This is a genomic window from Phyllobacterium zundukense (assembly GCF_025452195.1).
GTDB lineage: Bacteria > Pseudomonadota > Alphaproteobacteria > Rhizobiales > Rhizobiaceae > Phyllobacterium > Phyllobacterium zundukense_A.
The window spans coordinates 201,471-219,276 of the sequence record NZ_CP104971.1 but is presented as its reverse complement, the minus strand read 5'-3'; the positions used below and the strand labels follow the sequence as shown (position 1 = coordinate 219,276).

Genomic DNA, 17,806 nt, shown 5'->3' with positions numbered 1-17,806 from the left:
CTACAAAATTGAGGAACGGTTCAGGATAAGAGGTTTCCCGTGTTGGACAATTCGGTGGGTAAAGAGTTCGGCGACGTCTGGAGCCGGAAACGCCAAAACGTTGTTCTCGTTACGGGAGCATCGGGGTTTATCGGCAGTGAACTGGTCAAACAACTTGAGACGGCAGGCAACCGGGTAATTTGCACGGCGCGAGAACCCGTCGGTGACGGTTCGCCGTGCGTTCGCCTGCCTTTTCCGGAGGAGCCGTCAACTGTCTTCGAAGACTTACTTGAGAATGTCGACCATGTCGTGCATCTGGCAGCGATTCACCATGCCAAGCGAGCAGTATCGGCCGAAGAGTATTATGCGGCCAATTGCCTCCTGACGGCTAAATTGGCCAAGGCTGCGCATAAAAAGATTACCGGCAAATTCGTCTTCACATCATCGATCCGGGCGCAGTGCGGCAGCGTATTCGACGGCGTCATGCGGGAAAGCGATGTGCCGCAGCCAACCGATGACTATGGTCGGACAAAACTCGCTGCAGAGACCGAGATCGCCGCTGCTCTGCCTTGCCGGAATTATACGATCATGCGGCCGGTTCTGGTTTACGGCCCGGCTGCGACCGGCAACCTTGCCAAACTTACGCGGCTTGCGGCGTGGCCTATACCCTTGCCCCTGAACGGGCTGCCGGGCAAACGATCGCTTCTTGACCGTGGCGCTCTTTGCGCGGCAATCATCCACAGTCTGCAAGAGCCGAAGACCGACGGCGAGGTGTTCATCGTTTCGGACAACGTACCTCTGACCATAGGCGAATTGGTGGCGGCCATGCGCCGCGGGATGGGACGCCGTCCTCGGTTGTTTTTCGTCCCGGAAACGCTTTTGGATCTCGCCGCGAAATTGACCGCTCAAACCGGTCGCAAGCAAAGGCTGTACCAGGACCTTGTTGCGAGTTCGGCCAAACTTCAATCCACCGGCTGGGTGCCCATCGATGATCCAGTGCGGCGAATAGAGGAGGTGTCAACAACGATGGCTCCAGCTCAGCCTGTGATATCATCTGTTGCTTCATTAAATTCAACTTTGTTACTGCCACAACTTTGGGTTTAGTTGGAGCGTGAAATGCCACTTTAAGATAGAGATTTAGTTTTCGTTTAATGTAGAGTTTTCGTATGACTATTTAGGAGACGTGATACTCATTATGTGACTTGACCAAGGGCACATAGTTGAAGGGAGAGTATTGTACTGAGTCCTAAACCTCGGCACCAGACGCTCGCTAAAATCCCCCATCCCAAGGTCTGTTACTTCACGGACCATTGGTCATAACTCCATTTATTGATCTCAGATTGATTGTATCTTCCTGAAACTATTGTAAAATTGCGCCAAGACCCCGTTACAGCATGACACTGCGTGTTGAAAACACACTATTGCAAATGTATTCCACCGAGCCTCCTTTTTAAGGACCGGAGGGAAAGATGGGCTTTTTACGGAATCTTCACGTCTGCGCAGTGCTAATATTGCTTTCTCCGCTTGTCTTGTTGGTTCTTGTAAGCGTGCTCCTTTACCTCGCCGCATTATCGGTCTCCCGAACGACAATATTAGGTTTTTACGATATCCGTGAAGATTGCGGGGTCGGCATGGCGGTGCTTTGCGCACTTGCCCTCTGCTGCATTGGGATTGCAGTCAACGACTCTCCGCTTCAGTAGTAGACGCATTCACCCCACCATTTGGCGTGCCGCCAATCGCTCATCGATCGCTCACGATTGGGGCTGACAGTAATGCCAAGGCGGCTGCAAGAATGCGTAAGTGGCGGGCTGCCAATCCGCAGAGTCCCGAGCAGAAGGCAAAGGCGAGAGATTCCGGTGACATTGGCAAACCGTAGACAGGAACTCCGTCATGCGTGCCTAAGGCCTTATCTCTGGAACCAACGACTCTAGCGGACCGTTAAGCCATGTCAGCTGGATAGCCATGGGTATGGAGGGTCTGAATGGAAAAGTGGTTCAATAAAGGGGCAACGGCGGTCGCAACCGCAACCGGCAAACCTATAAGTTTCCTAGCTTGTGTGAGCGTGGTCGTGATCTGGGCGATTAGTGGCCCTTTCTTTGGCTTCTCTGAGACATGGCAACTGATTATCAATACGTCCACTACGATTATTACGTTTCTGATGGTCTTTCTTATCCAAAACACCCAGAACCGTGACGGCGCGGCCATCCAAGCCAAATTAGATGAACTGATCCTGTCTGGCGTTGGATTGAATGAATTCGTCGGCATCGAGAGGCTCACCGAAAAAGAGGTCGAAGAATTTCGAACTAAATGCGAAGCAGCCGCAAAGAAGGCGGATCAGTTGAAACGCTCGACTTCGAAGGCTTCCGCTTAACACAAGCTACTTCTTGCGCTCAGCATCATCTAACCTCCGAAGCAACTCTTCAAACTGCTTGTCATTGGGCACAGGCTTGTATCTCGTCCGAAGCGCGTCGCGGTAAGCACCATTTTTGATCTGCTGGCGGAGCCGTTTGGCATCCTCCGGTGTCTTTTCGTCGTCATTCATTGCTTCGTCCCTAAGCGGCTGAACCACTCCGCAGTCAAATGGTTCCACCGCCGGCCACAACCAGTGGGTTTTATTACTTTATTCGCGCTCAATTGACTCTTTTGGTCCTGCGGAAGACAATACTTGGGTCGTCAGGCACTTCATGGCAACTGACGCTTGAGAGATCATTGAGCTCCCGCCCAACTTCTGGGAGGACATCATGCTCTATTTAGTTAATCCCTGTTATTCAACGGAAGATTGGCGCATTATGCAGCGGGCGCTTGGACAGGCATCCGAAGTGCTTCACCGCTGCCCCAAGTCGCATGAGAATGCCAACCGCCTTGCCCGCACCGTTATGAAGCTTTTCGATCAGGGCCTACGCGATGAAATGCTCATTGCCGCCAAGGCCGCGGAGCAAGAAATGGCGGCGACCAACATCGCTAGCTACCGTGACAGCATGGTATCATAATCGATACACGGCACGTACCGATCGTCGGTATCAAAAGGCAGTCGTTAGCGCGACTTGCCTTTTTTGACTCGCCTCGGCTCCATCTAGTCGCTAAATTCCGGGGATGCACCGAGTTGAAGAAAACACATGACAACGGGCGATGATACCAGTGCAGGTGAGCGCAATGCCAAGGCCGCCGCAAGGATGCGCAAATGGCGCGCCGCCAATCCGCTGAGTCCCGAACAGAAGGCCAAGGCAGCAGAGAAATCTCGTAAGTGGCGACAGGCGAACAAGGAGCGTTACAGCGCATATATAAAAGCTTGGCGCGACGCTAACCGCGAACGACTCGCTACTTGGCATAGCATTTACAACAAAACGCGCCGACAGAGGGCAGCCTTGAAAAAGGAGGCTAATAAAAATGGGTTACCTCACCACGAGGAACCGAATCCGAAAGAACCCGTTTCGCGCTGATGGACGAAAAAACTTCAAAGAAGTACGCATCATGACCAGCCAACCTGGAAGGATGCGCGTGGGCACATAACAGCAAGCCGCGGCGCAGGTCGTGGCAACCTGGCCAACGCGATTACTGCGGGGAACTATCTGCGCTGCCGGTGGTTGCAAAATGATGCAAGAGGGCATAGAGCGGCCGCCGCGGGAACACTGAGCGGAGCGCTGGTCCTCACTTACGGAGATCAAATCATGCCCAAAGTAGGCAGTGCAAAAAGGCCTCTCCGGTTAGGTGAAACGCCAAATTTCAAGCGGTCATCATCTGAAGTTAAGCTCGACAACGCCACCGACATTGCTAAAAGAGCTGCGGAAGAAGAGCGGAAGCGAGTAAAAGAGAAGACGGAGCGCCTTCGCAAAGCTCGTCTTGATGCTGAATCCAAATCCTAGAGACGCTAACCTGAGGGTCGGCAGCCAAGCCCCGGCGAAGCGCCTAGTCCGCCGATTTCGCGCCTTATCAATTCTTGTTTGTGAATTTCGAAAGGATGAGTTCCACAAGGACGCAATGAGGCCAAGCCTTTCTTTACGGGAACTTCCACACTCCACGAACAGTTTCACTCCATCGGAGCGAAGGGGGACGTTGCTCCGATAGAGGCTCGGACGGGTTGCTGTGCACCTGAGACCCGAGCCTCGCCCTTCTGCGTGGAACTTCGTGCAGTAACGCACAGTGCCGGAACAATTGAGCCCGGGGCCGGTTCAACGCTTGTCGGGGACGTAGACGCTCCTGACAGAGGCTCGTCGCAATCGCCCGCCCTGGACACCCCCTGCGGCGGGCCTCACCTTTTCAGCACAGGTCTTTTGCGCCCCGCTGTGCCATTCAGACTATAGCTGTCGGCGAAATTGGACAGGCTGGTGTTGATGGAGACCTCGCTGTAAAGCGAATATTTAACCAGAGGACTGGTTTTAGAGGCGGAAGATCGCCAATGGGTACCAATATCCGTCGTTGTGACGCCGGTAGCCCCGGCGATGTTCGCGATAGCCACGGTGGCCGTTCCAGTAGCCACGACGATCACGACGGTTCTCATACCGATCGTGGCGACGATCATGCCGCTCCCAACGCTTCTTTTCGTTCCGATGTTCGTAGCGGCGTTGATCATTGTGCTGTACCTGCACAACGTTCGAAGCGGCAGGAACCTGTATGGCAACCGGCGATGCGGATGCCGTACCCAGCGATGTCAGGCCCATGAAGACGGCCATGATTCCTGCGATAAATAGCGAGACGATTCTTTTCATAGTAGCTCCTGTTAACAATGCGCTGAGTGGTGCGCCTTTGACTGTTAACAGGGCATGAACAGAACTTTAGTTTCGGGCCTGCACTTCGAAATAGACATTGGTTCCGGCCGGATTGAGCGGCATGACACGAACAATTGTATGCGACAGACCGCCGATCATCAGTTTATCAGTGGTGACAGGAACGATCGCCAAGCCTTTGGCAGCAATATAGACTTTCTTGTCGCTGGCCTTGATCAGCGTGCCGTCGATATCCGCGTTGTCGAACTTGAGGACTGCCAACGTGCAAGGCGTCTTCTGGATCGTCGGTTCACCTGGATCATAGACAGGACCGCTGCCGGCCTCGTCGCGCCATATCTCGCCGGCGGAGCCGAACTTGTCGAGCAGGCGCAGCGCAGCTTCTTGGACTCGAAAATAATTGAACGATTGACCCTGCACACTCATTGAACGAATCTACCTTCAAATGGAGACCAACGATGATCACTAGTTCTCAATGTCGTGCGGCGCGGGCACTGGTAGGGTACAGCATAGATCGGCTTTCTGTTGCTTCTGGTGTGAGCCGCGAAATCATCGAAATGTTTGAGCGGAGGCTTGAAAACGCAGAGCCCGAGGATATCGCCTCGCTTCAGTCTGCACTCGAGAAAGGCGGCGCAATTTTCATTCCAGATGGTGATACGGGTGGAATTGGGGTCCGCCTGAAGTTCAACAGGTCGCAAACCAAACACATCGCGACACTCGAAGGTGAAGGTGGAATTGTCGGGAGCGATGATGTTCCGTAAGTCAAACATTGGCTAGACCGCCAGAATGCCGGGAACGCACATGCGCATGAACCGCCAAAGCAGGCCCTCGATAATCGTTACGACCGGAGTGGCGGCTGCCACCACATCAGCAGATGAACTGCCGCTTGATACCGCATACTCAACTTCAAGCTCGCCTACCTTCTCTCGCTTGGTAACAGAGTTACCGGTGACGACGGGTGAAAGACTGCCTGGCGTGCTCAGTTCGAGGAACGAAGCTTCGCAGGATGCATCGATAATCGGTTGAGGAATGGCCTCAGATGGGATCGCCTGACCGTAGTAGGTCACAACTCCGGTGCGCGGCCATTCACGCGACTGATCATATCCACCCCTCCGGGTGCCTGAAAACTTTGGTTCGTATCGATCGATAACGAGTGAGCCGCGCAACATGGCGGCTGCGATCTGCGCATCGGTCGTTCCTTCGGGAATGACATAGCCATGGTCCGTAGCATAGTGCTCAAACGCTTCTTGGGTACCGTAAGCGGCCATGGTCATCTCCGGTCAAATGGGGAATGCCCGGCAGTTTCCCGCCGGGCAGATTATCAAGGCTGAGTCGCGAGCTCTTCCAAGGCCGCGATGATCTCGTCCTTCTTGGCGGGGGTGTTATCGCCCAGCAGCTTCGTGGCAGCAGACTTGAAGGCCATGAATGGCACATCGGTTGCGCGTTTGCATGGCAAGAACTTCGAGCACAGTCTTGGGTTCGTCGCCTCCGCCGGTTGGTTCCTGCTTCTTCTCTGCCTTGGCACCTGAAACAGTCAGATGATTGGCATTAAGCGAAGCCTTAACGACCGGGCTGTCTTTGACGCCATCCCAATCCTTCTGCTCGACTTCGAGGCTGCCACCGTTGCCAGCGATGACCGGGCCTCCCGGAATGCCGAAGCCTCCAGGACGGTTGTTCGTGATCGTGATCTTGGACATGATTGTTTCTTCTCATATCCCGTCAAGATATCTGACGGCACCCGGGCGACGAATTTCGACGCTGCCGAGGCAGAAAATGCCTGGAACTTCGAATTTCAGCAGCCGCTGCTCAGCCTGGAGCCAGCGCAGTGGCATCGGAATGTGGATTTTCACAACGTCTGGCGAGCGGCGATAGGCAGCCAAGCGATGCGTTCCTCCCCCGGCAGTTTCCAGTCCGAACACCGCGTGGATTGTCAAAGGCAATCCAGTGCGTTGCGTGTAGATGTTCGCACGCTGAATATGTTCGAGCACGGTCGTCGTCATCGTTGCATCGAGGCGCTTCGTCGCGATCAGGGCATAGCGATCCTGATCAAGGAGGACTGTGTTCGCCTGCTCAATCCCGTTCGAGGCGGTAAAGATAACACTGAGAACGCTGTTAACGTCGGCGAGGATCTCATCGGCCGTCTTCGTCGTCCATCTGGAGCGCACGCGGCGCCATGGCAGCATCTGCGGCAGCGGCCTTCCAAGGTATTGCGACCTTTATCGATATCGTCGGCTGGAACGCACTCTAGGCCGCGCGCAGCTGACATGTCCCGCATGCATGAGCGATACGGACATTCGCGATCTCTGGCCCTGCGTTGGCAGCATCAACGAGTGCGCGAACATGTGAAGCATCTGCCCCATAGCGACGGACAACACCGATGAACTCTTCGATGTCATGTCCCCTTAGACTGAATGCTGGCAGACCTGTCGACTTACGGAACTTTGGAGCACCGAAAGGATCGCGCTCTTGTGCAGCGTGATAGAGCTCATGTTCCACCAATGCGCAGAATTCAGCATCGCTACACGACATGGCGTGCTCAGCCTCAAAGGTCAGAATGAAGTCCGGCACGTGGCCGAACCAGCCGATGATCTGCTCTTCTGCCCGAGCCTTGCCCCACTTGCCCATCATGCCGGATGGCTGACCCTCTTCACACTGTCCAACGATGCGACGGCCTTTACGGCTGTTGCTAACATTGGTCCAGAGCATGCCGATGAAAGCCGATTGAAGATGGAAGTGATCCGGGTTGTGCAACTTGCCATCATCCTCAATGAACGTAGCCATTGCCCACTCAACCAATTCAGGAGCGGGAGCAAAAGTTATCCTGGCATCAACAGCGGTGATGGTTTCGGGTGGTAATGGGCGAGACATGAACAAGACTGAACCCTTGCCATCTAATTTCGGAGGTTATTGACTGGTTGGCCTCGTAACTCTGGGAGGAACGATAGTGGAACGAAGTGAAGATGAGACGAAATGAGCACTCAGCGAAAACCCAACATTAACACAGATGTCCGCAGTTGGGTCCTAATCCTCGATGAAGATCGCCGCCCAGTCGTGAAACAATTCAGGACCGAAGCCGAAGCTGCAGAATTCTCTCGAAAAGAGCGCCTACGGCTCACTCCCGAAGGAGGAGACTAATTATAAGGTCACTAGATATTGCAAAACGTGTTTTACAAGCATACATCGAAAGAGCTAGGCGCACTCTCCTCCTCCCATTGAGGCGCGCTTAGCTCCCCCCAATTCGGCCGGGCGCAAGTCCGGCTGTTTTTTGCCCGTCAGACAATCTTCGCCCACTTAGTCGCCGATCCCAGCTCGATGAGGGCATGGAAGAACGGGCCATGCGTGTCACCGGTCGCTGTCACGCCGATATAGCTGCCGCGGTGCTTCTGCCAGGTCGCCAGCATCAGACCGTGTTCCTTGTGGGTGACAAGGATGGGATCTGTCATCGCCGGTTCCGGCTCGCCTTTGGTCCAACGCATTGCGCACCTATTCGTTGATATCGTTGAAGCTCTTGCGGCGCGGCTCTTGGTCGTGCGGGCCAGTGGCGAAGATGATTAGATCACCATCGGCAATTTCGCGCTGCGCTCTCAAGTCCCATCCGCGATGGATGAAATGCGGTGGACCGAACGCCTTTACCGCTGAGTGATATTCCTCACCCTTGAAGCCGATGAAGTGGGTGCAGCGCATTGGAACGGCCCATAAGGAAAACAGCACCCCAAGGTCGCCATTGATTTGATATTTGTGGTTCGGTGTTAGAATTGGGCTTCAAACTGACAGTGAGGCCAAAATGATCGAACCCATATCGCAAGTCCGTCTCTTCGTTCCAGACGAAATATTGATTACCAACGTCCTGCTGTTTGACGGCATCCAAAAGGCATATGCCGCGATCCACGAGCACAACATCATTAAAGTCGAAATCGACGGCCATCGCACGATGACGCGCGACGAATTCATCGCCTATTGTGTCGAGCATGGACTCGATAAATAGCCTCTGCCCTATGCGGAACAATCCGCCGTAATGCCGGTTCTTATCTCAAACACCCGGAGGTGCTCGATGACACAGCAATCCGTTATGCTCTCCACGCTAGTCGCGATTTTCGCACTGGTGGCAGCACTGGCCTTTTTATCGCGGGACGAACCTACGCAGAACCAACCCGGACAAACTCAGCCACTGGATCAGTCTGGCAGTGAAGGCAATTGAAACCATATAAGATCTTCGTCACTTGCGAGGAAGTTCACGGCGTTTCTAGAGCTCGCTGCTCTGCGTTATGCGGTCTGTGTGGCATTCGCCTTCCCAGAGGGTATTCGGGAAAGGGCGGCAGGAGCGCGCAAAGCGTGAGGCAAATTGGCTCCGCTACTCCGGGATGACCACTTCTCCGAATTGAATTTTGACGAATGAAAGCACGGCGGAACGAACTGAGAACTTAACCGTTAAGCTCGCGGCATCATACCGCGGAGGAAATGCAATGGGTATTGAGCAAGCTCCTACAGAAAAGGTAGGCAAGCCGCGCGGGGCTTGAGAAAGAGTGCTGCGAAAGACGAAAAGAAGGTGGAAGCGCAGAAAGGTTCAGACCTGGCAAAGGGTCCGGAGCGTTTTGAGGAACGTTCTAAAAGCTCCGATGGAAAGAGCGCAGGAACAAAGCAGCGACTATAGTCGCCCTGTTCCGTGATGCTCCCGCACAATTTACTGTGACGTATTGCTCGGCGGCTTCGCTTGTGTGTCTCCGCCGGTTCCGCTCTGCGGCGTCGGACTTGTAGCAGGGGCATTGGTCGTGGGCTGGTCTCCGGACGGTGGTGTCGCCTGATCCGAGGGTTTATTCTGACCAGCAGCGGGGGTCTCTTGCCCGGATATGGTAGCGTTATTGTCAGTGCTCTCGCCAAAGAGTTCAGCCGCGCCCCACGCAATTACGGCGAGAACCAATCCGCCTAAGAGAACCATTAAAACTGGCTTGCCCAATGGACCCTGCCGCGTCTCCGTAGCTGTCTCTCGCACCGGAGTCTGTGAATCATGCTTTTCCATAGTGTTCTTCCTTTTCACTAAAAGGTTGAACAGCCAACATGCTAGATGGTTCCCGCGAAGAAAATGAATCGACATCCCGACGATTGGTGGCAGTATCCCGCTTTACATCGCTTCCCGGCGCGCTGCCCAATCTGAAGCTACTTGTTTGGCGCCTGGCGATCGCGCATGTTTTCCTTCGCATCCGATTTGAAGGTGGCATCACCATCTTCTTTACCTGATAGAACTCGCGGATTGGCACTGGAAACACCGTCATTCTCGCCGCCATGTTGGGTCTTGGCAAACTGTCCTTTGGCGTCGTTCTTGGGATCAGGCTTTTTTGATTTGTCTGTCACTACATTGCTCCTTTTCAAAGCAACAGTTTAAACAGCAATCAGTTCCAGATTTTGAGAATAGCTTTGCATGGTGGGAAGCCGTGAAGCTCTTCCCATGCACTCGGCGAGTGTTCCCTGCCCAATGGTTCGGCGAGCGTATTGGTCTGAGTGCGTGTCAAGGATGGCATCCGTCACTCAGGTTCAAGCTCGCCCTTGTTCCATCTCATGCAGACGCACGGTGATCGCTTCCTCCTCGGTCTTGTCATACGGGTAAAAGACGTTCCCGTTGATCTCGACGCCGTTGTCGCGCAGGACGTGATGCACGAGCTCTTGGACGAGAACGTTCCATCCAGGTTTCCTACTAACATCCTTGATAGCGACGATGCGCGTGCAGCAGGAACCTTCCCCTCACGAAGCGGTTCTAGCCCTATGGCACCTATGGAGGAGAATGAAATGAAACCTATTGCTTCAATTATTGCCGCCCTGGCTATTTCCGCTATGGCGTCAACGGCGGCGATGGCGGCCTGTCCCGAGGTCACCGGCGCAGCGACGAACGACGCTCAAAAGGGCGTCGCTAAAGACGGCACCAAGGCACCACTGCAAGATGGCGCGAACAGCACCACTCAAACGACAGGGGCCAGTGTCGGTACGACAACGACTTCCAGTACGGCGGGTAAGACCGTTCAGAAGTCTGGAGATACGATGCCCATGGCTACTGACAAGAACCAGGCAACATCACAGCAGGACGCTCAAGCACAGCAGAAGGGAGACAAGACCGCGGCGTCGGCTGGAGCGGACGCTTCCGATAAGGACTGCAAAAGCTAACTGAGGTAAGAGCAAGCGCGGTCCTGATCTGCCGCGCCTGCTGCTTCTCTCGAACTGCGCGCCAACCTGCGTTGACTACTAATTCTAAAATTTCCGTAATGTAGGAACGTACCCCAGCGAGGCAGGTTCTAAAGGTGTCACTGTCAGAGGAATAAACATGAAGAATATCATTCTTGCTTCTGCTATCGCCTTTTCGTCTTTGGTAGCGGTTAGTGCCCCATCTTTCGCTGCTAGTACTACTGTCGCTTTGCCTTTAATTCCGAGATTTGTCGCGTTTGGCGTCGACAAACATTCTTTGCTCTTAAATGCGAGATGACGACCAGGTTCGTTCGATGGTATTTGATGTCGAGACGTGACGTCAGTTCTCGATCTGGCGACCGATCCGGTCGATGGTTCAAGCAAGCGGTCGTCCTTTTGATAAGTCCGGAGCAAGGCGACTCTGGCGAAGTCATCGATACCCTGGCAAACAACGCCGCTTTGAGCCGCGGACGCTTCTGGACCAATCGCCCCGGCGTGGTCCCCTTCCCCATCCATAGCAGCCAGCCGCACGTCCCTGTGAACCCTGTCTCAAGTTTAGGGGCAAAATCTCGAATTTAAAGGCAAAATATCAGATTTAGAGACAAAGGAACGCCTTTGATTTTGTTGAATTCCTCATCTCGCCTTTAAGGGGTCTTCCTCAATTTGTGTGGTGATTTGTCCTACTAACTGGCTGGCTGCCCTGAACCCGGGCGATCTGACGGGATATCGACGGCCCCTGGCGTTCCAAATCTACTGGGATGGCCCCATAGTTGCGGTTTTGTGCCAGCTCCAGTCACCTACGAATGGAGTTCCTGGGTGCCTAGAGCGGAGATATTGCGCTTAGACTGCTGCAAACCGGTGTCGTTGCTGATTGGAGTGCCAAGGCGCTTCATCACGCGCGCTGCGGGCAGGCTGTCGATGCTGTAACCAGGAAGGTGAACAATATCAACTACCTGACGCGTCCGGCACGCGTAGCGAGAAATGTATTTCAGGCGATCGATCAAGCCAAGCACCACACAAATTGAGGAAGACCCTGATTAAATGCAGTACGACACCGGCCTTTGATGCAGCTACGTTTTGGGATCGTTCTCCGCTTCCACGGTCTCCGTATCCTCTACCGCAGATTCGGAATCTTTCTGGACCGCCTTCGTCGCACTTTGGAGAACGTGTGGTTCCCAGATCGGGACATTCACCGTTTTGACGGTGCGGCGCCCATTTCGTTTGGTTTCGACAGTGAAGGACTTGGTAAGTTTCATGGACTTTTGCTTGGAGACGATGGGGATGCACCGACTATAACGTTTTTGCCGCTCGGACAAACCTTTCCTCAAATTCTTTCTGCGGACTGTGTCGTGGCATAGAGGGGTAGAATATTGAGCGAGAGTAAGAAGACTACAACGTTCGATCCCATACGACCTTCATGATGGCGAGGGTGAAAACCCGTGACCTTGGCGGTTGTGTTGACTTGTCAGGGCAGCCACACCTCGGCCAAAGCTTGCTTGAGATGCACCGACTATCTGCACTTTCGAACGGCATAATTGGATGAAAAGCTTCTGTGTGCTGAGGTAGCTACGGATGATTATCTTTCGCCGAAGAGGACGTCCATGATATTGATGATTTGCCTTCTTTTTCTAGAGGAAATCATGCTTGTTCACATCAATAGCTATCCCGGAGTTGGCAAACTCACGATCGGCCGTGCCTTGGCTGATCAAATAGGCGGTAAGCCTCGATAATCATTCGATCTACAATATTGCGTTTGCCTTGACGGAATTTAGGTCGCCCAGCTTCTACGACACGGTCCGTGCTTGCAGAGACCTTGCCCATCAACGTGTGCTGGGCCTTGCCTGCGACGACCCCTGTCATTCTCACCAATTGGTATTCGAAGGGTTCGCCTTGGGGGAGAGGAAAACTGGGACGAGGTAATCTCTCTGGCGCGCAGCCGCCCGTCCACGCTGGCTGTCGTGACTTTGAGTTGTTCACCCGATGAGAATGCGCGGCGAATTCATAGCGCCGGCCGAGATGCGATGCGGAAGCCCCGCGATGTGACGTTGGTCAACAGTAATCCCGACGGTCGGCCTTTGATCGACCGTGGCGGTGACTGCCTGCTTCATCTCGACGTAAGCCAGCTTTCAGCGGAAGCCGCTGCAGCGGCCATTGCCAAGTGGCTTGCCAACTGACACTTTGCTGTAGGTTTAAGGATCCTCTTAGGGACAGTGACAACAACGCTGATAATCAGCGACAAGTTCTATCTATTGACAAGCCAGCGGCGGAAAATCCGACCGTCTATGACGATCAGGCTGGCCATGATCAATGCCATCCCGGCGAACTCGAACGGCTCCAATCGTTCGCCGAGAAACACTGCACTGAGTATGATCGCACTGACGGGCACCAGCAGTGTCACCAGGGAGGCGTTCGTTGCTCCCGCCGAGGCAATAAGATTAAAATACAGAATGAAAGCGAAGGCCGTGGTGAAGACAGCGAGAGCAAGCACTGCCATCCATATCGGAACGCTCGACGTGATAATTTCCGTGGGACCGTGGAGAAGAAAGACGATCGGCACCATAAGGATCGTTGCGACGGTAAGCTGTCCGGTTGCGATGACTGTTGGACTAACGCCTTTGAACCGCTTCGCGTAGACAACGGCAAAGGCATAGGAGATCGCCGCCCCGATGATGGCGAACTTTGCCCATACGGGGCCGCCGAGATTGGACAGGAGGCCGGGGCCGATCATGACAGCCGCCCCGGCGATTCCGAGTCCCACGCCGGCGAGCTTGGTGGCCGAAAGCTTTTCGTCGACCGTCAGCAGGTTTGCAACGAGGATCGTCCAAAGGGGCGTTGTTGCGTAGAACACGGATGCAAGGCCAGCGCCGATCTCCGTTTGTCCGGTGAAGATCAGGGAAAAGGGAATGACATTATTGAGCAGGGCGAGCCACAAGAAGGAGCCGGGCTTAGCGAGAACAGGCGCGAAGGAAATGCCGCGTAACCTCAACCAGAGATGAAGGACCATCGCGGCGATCGATACGCGGTAGAGGACAAGAGCCAACGGCAGAATCTCCGCCACGGCAATGCGAGCAAAGAAGAAGGAACCGCCCCAAAGAAAGCCCAGGAGTAGGAGCTGACCCCAATCGCTTGCCGACATCGGCCGTGAGGGTGTTGCCATGATCAACGCTTTTCATGCCCGTCTAAAACCGCGATGGCTTGATTGTCGAATACCGTTCGATATAATGAACACTCAGTATTCGTTCGTCAAGTCGAACGACATAGCATTATATCGAACGGTAGCCATGAATCCGACAGACCTCATAGCAAACGCCATCCGCCGGGAGCGGGAACAATCGGGCATCAGCCTTTCCGCTCTCGCGGCCAAGGCCAATTTGGCGAAATCAACCCTGTCACAGCTTGAGGCAGGCAAGGGGAATCCGAGCATTGAGACCTTATGGGCGATTGCCTCGGCACTCGAAATTCCGTTCAGCTTTCTGTTTGAAAGCGCGTCTTCGCATAGCCAATTGATCCGGGCGGACGAGGGGGTGAAACTCAACTCTGACAGTTCGGATTTCTCTACGGTGCTTTTAAGTAAATGCCCTCCGGCCTGCCGACGCGATCTCTATCGTCTTACCCTTCGGCGCGGATCGATACGCAACGCCGAGCCGCATCCCAGAGGGACCGTTGAGCACATAATTGTCATAAGCGGATCGGTTCGCCTTGGACCGGCAGCAGGTACTGCAGACATTGGTCCCGGCGACTACTATCGCTATCCGGGTGATCGCTCGCATTCCTATGAAGCCCTCTCGGAAAATGCAGTGATTTTGCTCGCCATGGAAAGCGCCCGTTAGCAACCTTCAAATGGGAGCAGTGACGAGATGAGCTTGGCTGTTTCGATAAGCGACAGAATGCTGGCGGCGCGGTCGCCGCCCTTGTTTGATCCGGCGAACATCCAGTTCTTGCACCCGCACCACTTTATCATCGACTGAGCCGAACGGCTGCTCCGAAGGCAGAGGTCACAGGTTCGAATCGTGTCGGGTGGTGAAGGTTGGCGGTTTCACTAGCGCCGCGTCGATCATCGCTTGGAACGCCGGCCGGCGGTCGTCGGTCGCGGTGTTGCCCGGCTCAACGAACTCAGCCGCCACGTCCCAGCCCTTGGCGACGCAATAGGCGGTGCTCTGTCGCCGCTGATCGGGAATAGACAGATCGCTATCCGCTTGGCGTCCCGTCGAGACGCGCAGATAGAGCGCCACCTTGGCGACTGCACTTGCGACCGCCACGTCAGGCGATGCAGGTGCTGCGTCGATCATGGTTCCACCAATCGCTGGATCGCGTGCATCGGCAACACCAACCGAAGCGAATCCGGAAGGCGCACGAAACCGTTTCCTTCATAGAAGGCAGCGGCGCGCTCACTGATGGTCCACCACCAGCATCGAGGAACCGACTGTGGTCGCGCTCGCCTATGCGCCTGCCCCGGTCATGGCCTGCTGCAGTTTCGCCCGCGCCGCCGCAAGAGTCTGCGGATCTGCCAGTTCAGGACGACCCGATCCGTACGGGGGCTGCGGTGCATACTCCATAAGTAGTTCGATCACTCGGGCTACCTCGTCTCCGGCCCAACGTCCCGCCAGTGCGATACCGAAGTCAACTCCCGCCGTCACGCCGCCACCAGTGAGCCGATTGCGGTCAATGCAAACCCGTTCGCTGCTAGGCTCCGCGCCAAATTGGCTTAGAATTTCTCGCGCTCCCCAATGCCCTGCGGCGCGGTAGCCTCGCAACAGTCCGGCGGCCCCTAATAGCAGCGAACCAGTGCAAACACTGCACACCCAGCGCGCGCGCGCCCCGCGATCAGCCAAGAAAGTGATTGCGGCAGAATCGCTCATAAGATCCATCGTGGGTTTCGCGCCGCCGCCAATAAAGAGGACGTCTGGTTCCGTCCAAGCCTCCTCAAAACCATGCGTGGCCTGTACGCCAAGGCCGCAGTCCGTAAGCACCGTACCGGGGCGATGCCAAACATATTGCACTTCGTAGCCTGGCAAGAAACTCCACGCTTGAATTGGACCCACTAAATCCAACAGAGTCATGCCCGGATAGACAATGGCTAGTACTTTCATCGCGCTCTCCTAGTATTCGTCGTGCCTCATTGGGAAAGGTGAACGACACGGATGGGGTCCATTCGAGAAAGGTTGCCTAGTGTCGGCTTTCCACCCAATCCTGCCGTCCGCATTCGACTCATTGGACATGCCATTGACTTTCACCCAGCCGCGCAGCGGTGAACCCTAGTCACTTCAAGGGCAGACACCATTCTTCCTTGAGTTTGCAAAGCCTCGCAAGCATCGGTTGATATTCCTTCGTTATCGTTTCGGTCTCAGCTTTGCCTCGAGCATGGATCATGTAGCCGTGAGGGCCTGGGGTGTGAAGCTGAGGATACGGCGTCTCGCGCCAACGCCCATGCTGCATGAGATGTTGCCCTTCTTCTGGCGTTACAGTTGCCGCGCCAACGTCTTCGGCAGAAACATTCGAGGCGTAAGTCATCACGTGCGGAAAGTTGATGGTCTCGACGTCTCCGCTATTGTCCGGATCCGCGTACGTCCTCTGAATCGGTGCCAGCATGTATGAAATCCCCGGCCGCGCAGGTGCCTTGTAATAATTGGTCTTAAATCTTTCCTGGATGAGCCTCTTGAGTTCCTGAGGTGGCGTTCCCTTGGCCTGCATCTCCGCGGCATCGAGAAAGACCTTCATATTGGCCTCGGCACCGGCTTGATCGAACGAGACCGGGTAGAGAATATCGTCTCGATACTTGCTGAATGGCCACTTACCCCTGAAGGTGTCGTCGCCGGTTCGTGCAACCAGAGTGTGGAATCCATTCGTACCCTTACGCGCGACCTCAAAGCCTTTATCGGGGGTTAGAACGTACACTGTGGCGCCATCTCTGAGGTGCGGCGGGAGCGCGCTGAGCGCCAGCTGAACTTCCAAATCTCGCGGCAGAGAATCGACCCTATGCGTGTTGCCGGCGGGCTGTTTGTTCTGCGCGCTCGCTGCGACCGAGAATAACAATCCCATCGTTAGGACAATCGCTTGAGTACTTCTCATCGTGAGCCTCCTTATTGAATGGCCTCGGAGCGAGGCGTACCGTGAAGCGAATGGCAGCAATCCAAGCGCCCGCGATCAGATATAGCTGTGCGAGCCCGCTGCGAACTAGACACGGTTGCTGCCGAGATCATCGGAATGGCCCGCCCGCAAGCGAGACCAATGCGAGATGGGGCGTCCATCGGTACGCACACGCTGCTTTCCTTCTCCCCACCCTTGGGGCCAGCCGGTGGGCGAGTCCTCCCATTCCTCCTGTCGGCCGTAAACGGTCAGGTCGAGCAGCCGGTAACTGTTGTCCATCGCCTCGACGCCGCGCATCGTCGTCCAGTACGTCTCGAAGACGTCAGATCCTTGTCGCAGGTAGCAGACGATGTGCATCCTGCCCGCCCGCCGTCCGACTAGAAGAGTGTCGAGCGAGTCCTCTGCCGAGTACCAGGGCATCTCCCAACCCATGAAGTCGCGATACCTGACGCTCTCTTCGTAGGGGCCCTGGCAGAACGTGGCGTAGGCGACGTCGCGAGAATGGATATGGGCCAGCTCGCGGACCTGCGTCGTGAAGAAGGTGCAACCCTCGCACTGCTCCGGTGCCGGCTTGCCGGGGTACCACATGAAATAATAAGCGATCAGCAGGCGGCGGCCCTCGAACGCGTCCAGCAGCGTCACCGCCCCGCGTTCGCCGATGAGCGGCGTGGCGCTATCCACCGCCACCATAGGAAGTCGTCGGCGGGCAGCGGCAATCGCGTCGCCTTCGTGTGTGTGGGCCTTCTCCCGAACCCGCAATGCGTCCAGTTCGGCCTGAAAAATGGCCCGGTCGACGACATTGGGAACCGCAAGTTCATCCGCGACTGCGTTTTGCATCGTTTCCTCCT

At 55.2% G+C, this 17,806-nt stretch carries 26 protein-coding genes and 2 pseudogenes; 11 read left to right on the top strand and 17 right to left on the bottom strand.

What is annotated here, in order from left to right; genetic code table 11:
* The first annotated feature begins 39 nt into the window (after positions 1 to 39).
* A complete protein-coding gene (locus N8E88_RS05595) occupies positions 40 to 1,083 on the top strand; it encodes an NAD-dependent epimerase/dehydratase family protein (protein WP_262291518.1) in 1,044 nt (347 codons plus the stop codon).
* Between the two features lie 877 nt (positions 1,084 to 1,960).
* A complete protein-coding gene (locus N8E88_RS05590; RefSeq protein ID WP_262291517.1) occupies positions 1,961 to 2,350 on the top strand; it encodes a low affinity iron permease family protein in 390 nt (129 codons plus the stop codon).
* A gap of 6 nt (positions 2,351 to 2,356) precedes the next feature.
* Here N8E88_RS05590 and N8E88_RS05585 read toward each other — a convergent pair whose 3' ends face one another.
* Entirely contained in the window at positions 2,357 to 2,521 is a 165-nt protein-coding gene (locus N8E88_RS05585; RefSeq protein WP_262291516.1) for a hypothetical protein, read from the bottom strand.
* Between the two features lie 199 nt (positions 2,522 to 2,720).
* Between N8E88_RS05585 and N8E88_RS05580 the strand changes: the two genes are divergently transcribed.
* From N8E88_RS05580 to N8E88_RS05570, 3 genes are all read left to right on the top strand, one after another.
* A complete protein-coding gene (locus N8E88_RS05580) occupies positions 2,721 to 2,969 on the top strand; it encodes a hypothetical protein (protein ID WP_262291515.1) in 249 nt (82 codons plus the stop codon).
* A gap of 126 nt (positions 2,970 to 3,095) precedes the next feature.
* Positions 3,096 to 3,419 (top strand): hypothetical protein, encoded by a 324-nt coding sequence (locus tag N8E88_RS05575; protein WP_262291514.1) that lies wholly within the window; start codon positions 3,096 to 3,098, stop codon positions 3,417 to 3,419.
* A 228-nt stretch (positions 3,420 to 3,647) separates the two neighbouring features.
* Positions 3,648 to 3,842 (top strand): hypothetical protein, encoded by a 195-nt coding sequence (locus N8E88_RS05570; protein WP_262291513.1) that lies wholly within the window; start codon positions 3,648 to 3,650, stop codon positions 3,840 to 3,842.
* A 513-nt stretch (positions 3,843 to 4,355) separates the two neighbouring features.
* On the opposite strand, the gene N8E88_RS05565 is transcribed toward N8E88_RS05570, so the two are convergent.
* A complete protein-coding gene (locus tag N8E88_RS05565) occupies positions 4,356 to 4,685 on the bottom strand; it encodes a hypothetical protein (RefSeq protein WP_262291512.1) in 330 nt (109 codons plus the stop codon).
* A 66-nt stretch (positions 4,686 to 4,751) separates the two neighbouring features.
* Positions 4,752 to 5,126, bottom strand: a complete 375-nt coding sequence (locus N8E88_RS05560) for a hypothetical protein (RefSeq protein ID WP_262291511.1) — start codon at positions 5,124 to 5,126, stop codon at positions 4,752 to 4,754.
* A gap of 32 nt (positions 5,127 to 5,158) precedes the next feature.
* Between N8E88_RS05560 and N8E88_RS05555 the strand changes: the two genes are divergently transcribed.
* Positions 5,159 to 5,461, top strand: coding sequence for an XRE family transcriptional regulator (locus N8E88_RS05555; RefSeq protein WP_262291510.1), 303 nt, complete (start codon positions 5,159 to 5,161; stop codon positions 5,459 to 5,461).
* Between the two features lie 12 nt (positions 5,462 to 5,473).
* Here N8E88_RS05555 and N8E88_RS05550 read toward each other — a convergent pair whose 3' ends face one another.
* From N8E88_RS05550 to N8E88_RS05525, 6 genes are all read right to left on the bottom strand, one after another.
* Positions 5,474 to 5,968 carry a DnaT-like ssDNA-binding protein gene (locus tag N8E88_RS05550; RefSeq protein ID WP_262291509.1) on the bottom strand — a complete coding sequence of 165 codons (495 nt, stop codon included), beginning with the start codon at positions 5,966 to 5,968 and terminating at the stop codon, positions 5,474 to 5,476.
* A 114-nt stretch (positions 5,969 to 6,082) separates the two neighbouring features.
* On the bottom strand, positions 6,083 to 6,397 hold the full coding sequence (locus N8E88_RS05545) for a hypothetical protein (RefSeq protein ID WP_262291508.1): 315 nt from the start codon (positions 6,395 to 6,397) through the stop codon (positions 6,083 to 6,085).
* Positions 6,398 to 6,409: 12 nt separating this feature from the next.
* Positions 6,410 to 6,883 (bottom strand): major capsid family protein, encoded by a 474-nt coding sequence (locus tag N8E88_RS05540; RefSeq protein ID WP_262291507.1) that lies wholly within the window; start codon positions 6,881 to 6,883, stop codon positions 6,410 to 6,412.
* A gap of 61 nt (positions 6,884 to 6,944) precedes the next feature.
* On the bottom strand, positions 6,945 to 7,568 hold the full coding sequence (locus tag N8E88_RS05535) for a putative metallopeptidase (RefSeq protein ID WP_410010545.1): 624 nt from the start codon (positions 7,566 to 7,568) through the stop codon (positions 6,945 to 6,947).
* 404 nt (positions 7,569 to 7,972) lie between these two features.
* A complete protein-coding gene (locus tag N8E88_RS05530; protein WP_262291505.1) occupies positions 7,973 to 8,143 on the bottom strand; it encodes a hypothetical protein in 171 nt (56 codons plus the stop codon).
* A 40-nt stretch (positions 8,144 to 8,183) separates the two neighbouring features.
* Entirely contained in the window at positions 8,184 to 8,384 is a 201-nt protein-coding gene (locus tag N8E88_RS05525; protein ID WP_262291504.1) for a hypothetical protein, read from the bottom strand.
* A 100-nt stretch (positions 8,385 to 8,484) separates the two neighbouring features.
* Between N8E88_RS05525 and N8E88_RS05520 the strand changes: the two genes are divergently transcribed.
* Together N8E88_RS05520 and N8E88_RS05515 are read left to right on the top strand one after the other, a co-directional pair.
* A complete protein-coding gene (locus N8E88_RS05520; protein WP_262291503.1) occupies positions 8,485 to 8,685 on the top strand; it encodes a hypothetical protein in 201 nt (66 codons plus the stop codon).
* Between the two features lie 478 nt (positions 8,686 to 9,163).
* Positions 9,164 to 9,351 (top strand): annotated as a pseudogene (locus N8E88_RS05515) (hypothetical protein).
* A 503-nt stretch (positions 9,352 to 9,854) separates the two neighbouring features.
* Here N8E88_RS05515 and N8E88_RS05510 read toward each other — a convergent pair.
* Complete coding sequence (locus tag N8E88_RS05510; RefSeq protein ID WP_262291502.1) at positions 9,855 to 10,049, bottom strand: hypothetical protein; 195 nt, start codon at positions 10,047 to 10,049, stop codon at positions 9,855 to 9,857.
* Positions 10,050 to 10,253: 204 nt separating this feature from the next.
* Between N8E88_RS05510 and N8E88_RS05505 the strand changes: the two genes are divergently transcribed.
* On the top strand, positions 10,254 to 10,853 hold the full coding sequence (locus N8E88_RS05505; protein ID WP_262291501.1) for a hypothetical protein: 600 nt from the start codon (positions 10,254 to 10,256) through the stop codon (positions 10,851 to 10,853).
* 815 nt (positions 10,854 to 11,668) lie between these two features.
* On the opposite strand, the gene N8E88_RS05500 is transcribed toward N8E88_RS05505, so the two are convergent.
* Positions 11,669 to 11,875 carry a hypothetical protein gene (locus N8E88_RS05500; protein WP_262291500.1) on the bottom strand — a complete coding sequence of 69 codons (207 nt, stop codon included), beginning with the start codon at positions 11,873 to 11,875 and terminating at the stop codon, positions 11,669 to 11,671.
* Between the two features lie 66 nt (positions 11,876 to 11,941).
* Positions 11,942 to 12,127: a hypothetical protein gene (locus N8E88_RS05495; protein ID WP_262291499.1), complete on the bottom strand. Its 186-nt coding sequence runs from the start codon at positions 12,125 to 12,127 to the stop codon at positions 11,942 to 11,944.
* Between the two features lie 765 nt (positions 12,128 to 12,892).
* On the opposite strand from N8E88_RS05495, the gene N8E88_RS05490 reads away from it, so the two are divergent.
* A complete protein-coding gene (locus tag N8E88_RS05490; RefSeq protein WP_262291498.1) occupies positions 12,893 to 13,045 on the top strand; it encodes a hypothetical protein in 153 nt (50 codons plus the stop codon).
* Positions 13,046 to 13,113: 68 nt separating this feature from the next.
* Here the strand turns inward: N8E88_RS05490 and N8E88_RS05485 are convergent, their stop codons facing one another.
* Positions 13,114 to 14,028, bottom strand: a complete 915-nt coding sequence (locus tag N8E88_RS05485) for a DMT family transporter (protein ID WP_262291497.1) — start codon at positions 14,026 to 14,028, stop codon at positions 13,114 to 13,116.
* A 124-nt stretch (positions 14,029 to 14,152) separates the two neighbouring features.
* Here N8E88_RS05485 and N8E88_RS05480 point away from each other — a divergent pair, with 124 nt between their 5' ends.
* Entirely contained in the window at positions 14,153 to 14,701 is a 549-nt protein-coding gene (locus N8E88_RS05480) for a helix-turn-helix domain-containing protein (RefSeq protein WP_262291496.1), read from the top strand.
* Positions 14,702 to 14,893: 192 nt separating this feature from the next.
* Here N8E88_RS05480 and N8E88_RS05475 read toward each other — a convergent pair.
* The 4 genes and pseudogenes from N8E88_RS05475 to N8E88_RS05460 form a co-directional block, all read right to left on the bottom strand.
* Positions 14,894 to 15,160, bottom strand: a pseudogene (locus tag N8E88_RS05475) (recombinase family protein); the annotation flags it as partial.
* A 150-nt stretch (positions 15,161 to 15,310) separates the two neighbouring features.
* Positions 15,311 to 15,961, bottom strand: a complete 651-nt coding sequence (locus tag N8E88_RS05470; protein ID WP_262291495.1) for a DJ-1/PfpI family protein — start codon at positions 15,959 to 15,961, stop codon at positions 15,311 to 15,313.
* 169 nt (positions 15,962 to 16,130) lie between these two features.
* A complete protein-coding gene (locus tag N8E88_RS05465) occupies positions 16,131 to 16,940 on the bottom strand; it encodes a hypothetical protein (protein ID WP_262291494.1) in 810 nt (269 codons plus the stop codon).
* 105 nt (positions 16,941 to 17,045) lie between these two features.
* Entirely contained in the window at positions 17,046 to 17,795 is a 750-nt protein-coding gene (locus tag N8E88_RS05460) for a DUF899 family protein (protein WP_262291493.1), read from the bottom strand.
* Positions 17,796 to 17,806: the final 11 nt, after the last annotated feature.

What these genes read in the sequence shown, in the direction of transcription:
- N8E88_RS05570 (WP_262291513.1), top strand. Translation starts at nt 3,648, where the DNA reads ATGCCCAAAGTAGGCAGTGCAAAAAGGCCTCTCCGGTTAGGTGAAACG.
- N8E88_RS05550 (WP_262291509.1), bottom strand. Translation starts at nt 5,968, where the DNA reads ATGGCCGCTTACGGTACCCAAGAAGCGTTTGAGCACTATGCTACGGAC.
- N8E88_RS05585 (WP_262291516.1), bottom strand. Translation starts at nt 2,521, where the DNA reads ATGAATGACGACGAAAAGACACCGGAGGATGCCAAACGGCTCCGCCAG.
- N8E88_RS05535 (WP_410010545.1), bottom strand. Translation starts at nt 7,568, where the DNA reads ATGTCTCGCCCATTACCACCCGAAACCATCACCGCTGTTGATGCCAGG.
- N8E88_RS05460 (WP_262291493.1), bottom strand. Translation starts at nt 17,795, where the DNA reads ATGCAAAACGCAGTCGCGGATGAACTTGCGGTTCCCAATGTCGTCGAC.
- N8E88_RS05555 (WP_262291510.1), top strand. Translation starts at nt 5,159, where the DNA reads ATGATCACTAGTTCTCAATGTCGTGCGGCGCGGGCACTGGTAGGGTAC.
- N8E88_RS05505 (WP_262291501.1), top strand. Translation starts at nt 10,254, where the DNA reads ATGCAGACGCACGGTGATCGCTTCCTCCTCGGTCTTGTCATACGGGTA.
- N8E88_RS05565 (WP_262291512.1), bottom strand. Translation starts at nt 4,685, where the DNA reads ATGAAAAGAATCGTCTCGCTATTTATCGCAGGAATCATGGCCGTCTTC.
- N8E88_RS05470 (WP_262291495.1), bottom strand. Translation starts at nt 15,961, where the DNA reads ATGAAAGTACTAGCCATTGTCTATCCGGGCATGACTCTGTTGGATTTA.
- N8E88_RS05590 (WP_262291517.1), top strand. Translation starts at nt 1,961, where the DNA reads ATGGAAAAGTGGTTCAATAAAGGGGCAACGGCGGTCGCAACCGCAACC.
- N8E88_RS05560 (WP_262291511.1), bottom strand. Translation starts at nt 5,126, where the DNA reads ATGAGTGTGCAGGGTCAATCGTTCAATTATTTTCGAGTCCAAGAAGCT.
- N8E88_RS05520 (WP_262291503.1), top strand. Translation starts at nt 8,485, where the DNA reads ATGATCGAACCCATATCGCAAGTCCGTCTCTTCGTTCCAGACGAAATA.
- N8E88_RS05480 (WP_262291496.1), top strand. Translation starts at nt 14,153, where the DNA reads ATGAATCCGACAGACCTCATAGCAAACGCCATCCGCCGGGAGCGGGAA.
- N8E88_RS05490 (WP_262291498.1), top strand. Translation starts at nt 12,893, where the DNA reads ATGCGGAAGCCCCGCGATGTGACGTTGGTCAACAGTAATCCCGACGGT.
- N8E88_RS05495 (WP_262291499.1), bottom strand. Translation starts at nt 12,127, where the DNA reads ATGAAACTTACCAAGTCCTTCACTGTCGAAACCAAACGAAATGGGCGC.
- N8E88_RS05485 (WP_262291497.1), bottom strand. Translation starts at nt 14,028, where the DNA reads ATGGCAACACCCTCACGGCCGATGTCGGCAAGCGATTGGGGTCAGCTC.
- N8E88_RS05465 (WP_262291494.1), bottom strand. Translation starts at nt 16,940, where the DNA reads ATGAGAAGTACTCAAGCGATTGTCCTAACGATGGGATTGTTATTCTCG.
- N8E88_RS05575 (WP_262291514.1), top strand. Translation starts at nt 3,096, where the DNA reads ATGACAACGGGCGATGATACCAGTGCAGGTGAGCGCAATGCCAAGGCC.
- N8E88_RS05530 (WP_262291505.1), bottom strand. Translation starts at nt 8,143, where the DNA reads ATGACAGATCCCATCCTTGTCACCCACAAGGAACACGGTCTGATGCTG.
- N8E88_RS05525 (WP_262291504.1), bottom strand. Translation starts at nt 8,384, where the DNA reads ATGCGCTGCACCCACTTCATCGGCTTCAAGGGTGAGGAATATCACTCA.
- N8E88_RS05580 (WP_262291515.1), top strand. Translation starts at nt 2,721, where the DNA reads ATGCTCTATTTAGTTAATCCCTGTTATTCAACGGAAGATTGGCGCATT.
- N8E88_RS05545 (WP_262291508.1), bottom strand. Translation starts at nt 6,397, where the DNA reads ATGTCCAAGATCACGATCACGAACAACCGTCCTGGAGGCTTCGGCATT.
- N8E88_RS05540 (WP_262291507.1), bottom strand. Translation starts at nt 6,883, where the DNA reads ATGCTGCCATGGCGCCGCGTGCGCTCCAGATGGACGACGAAGACGGCC.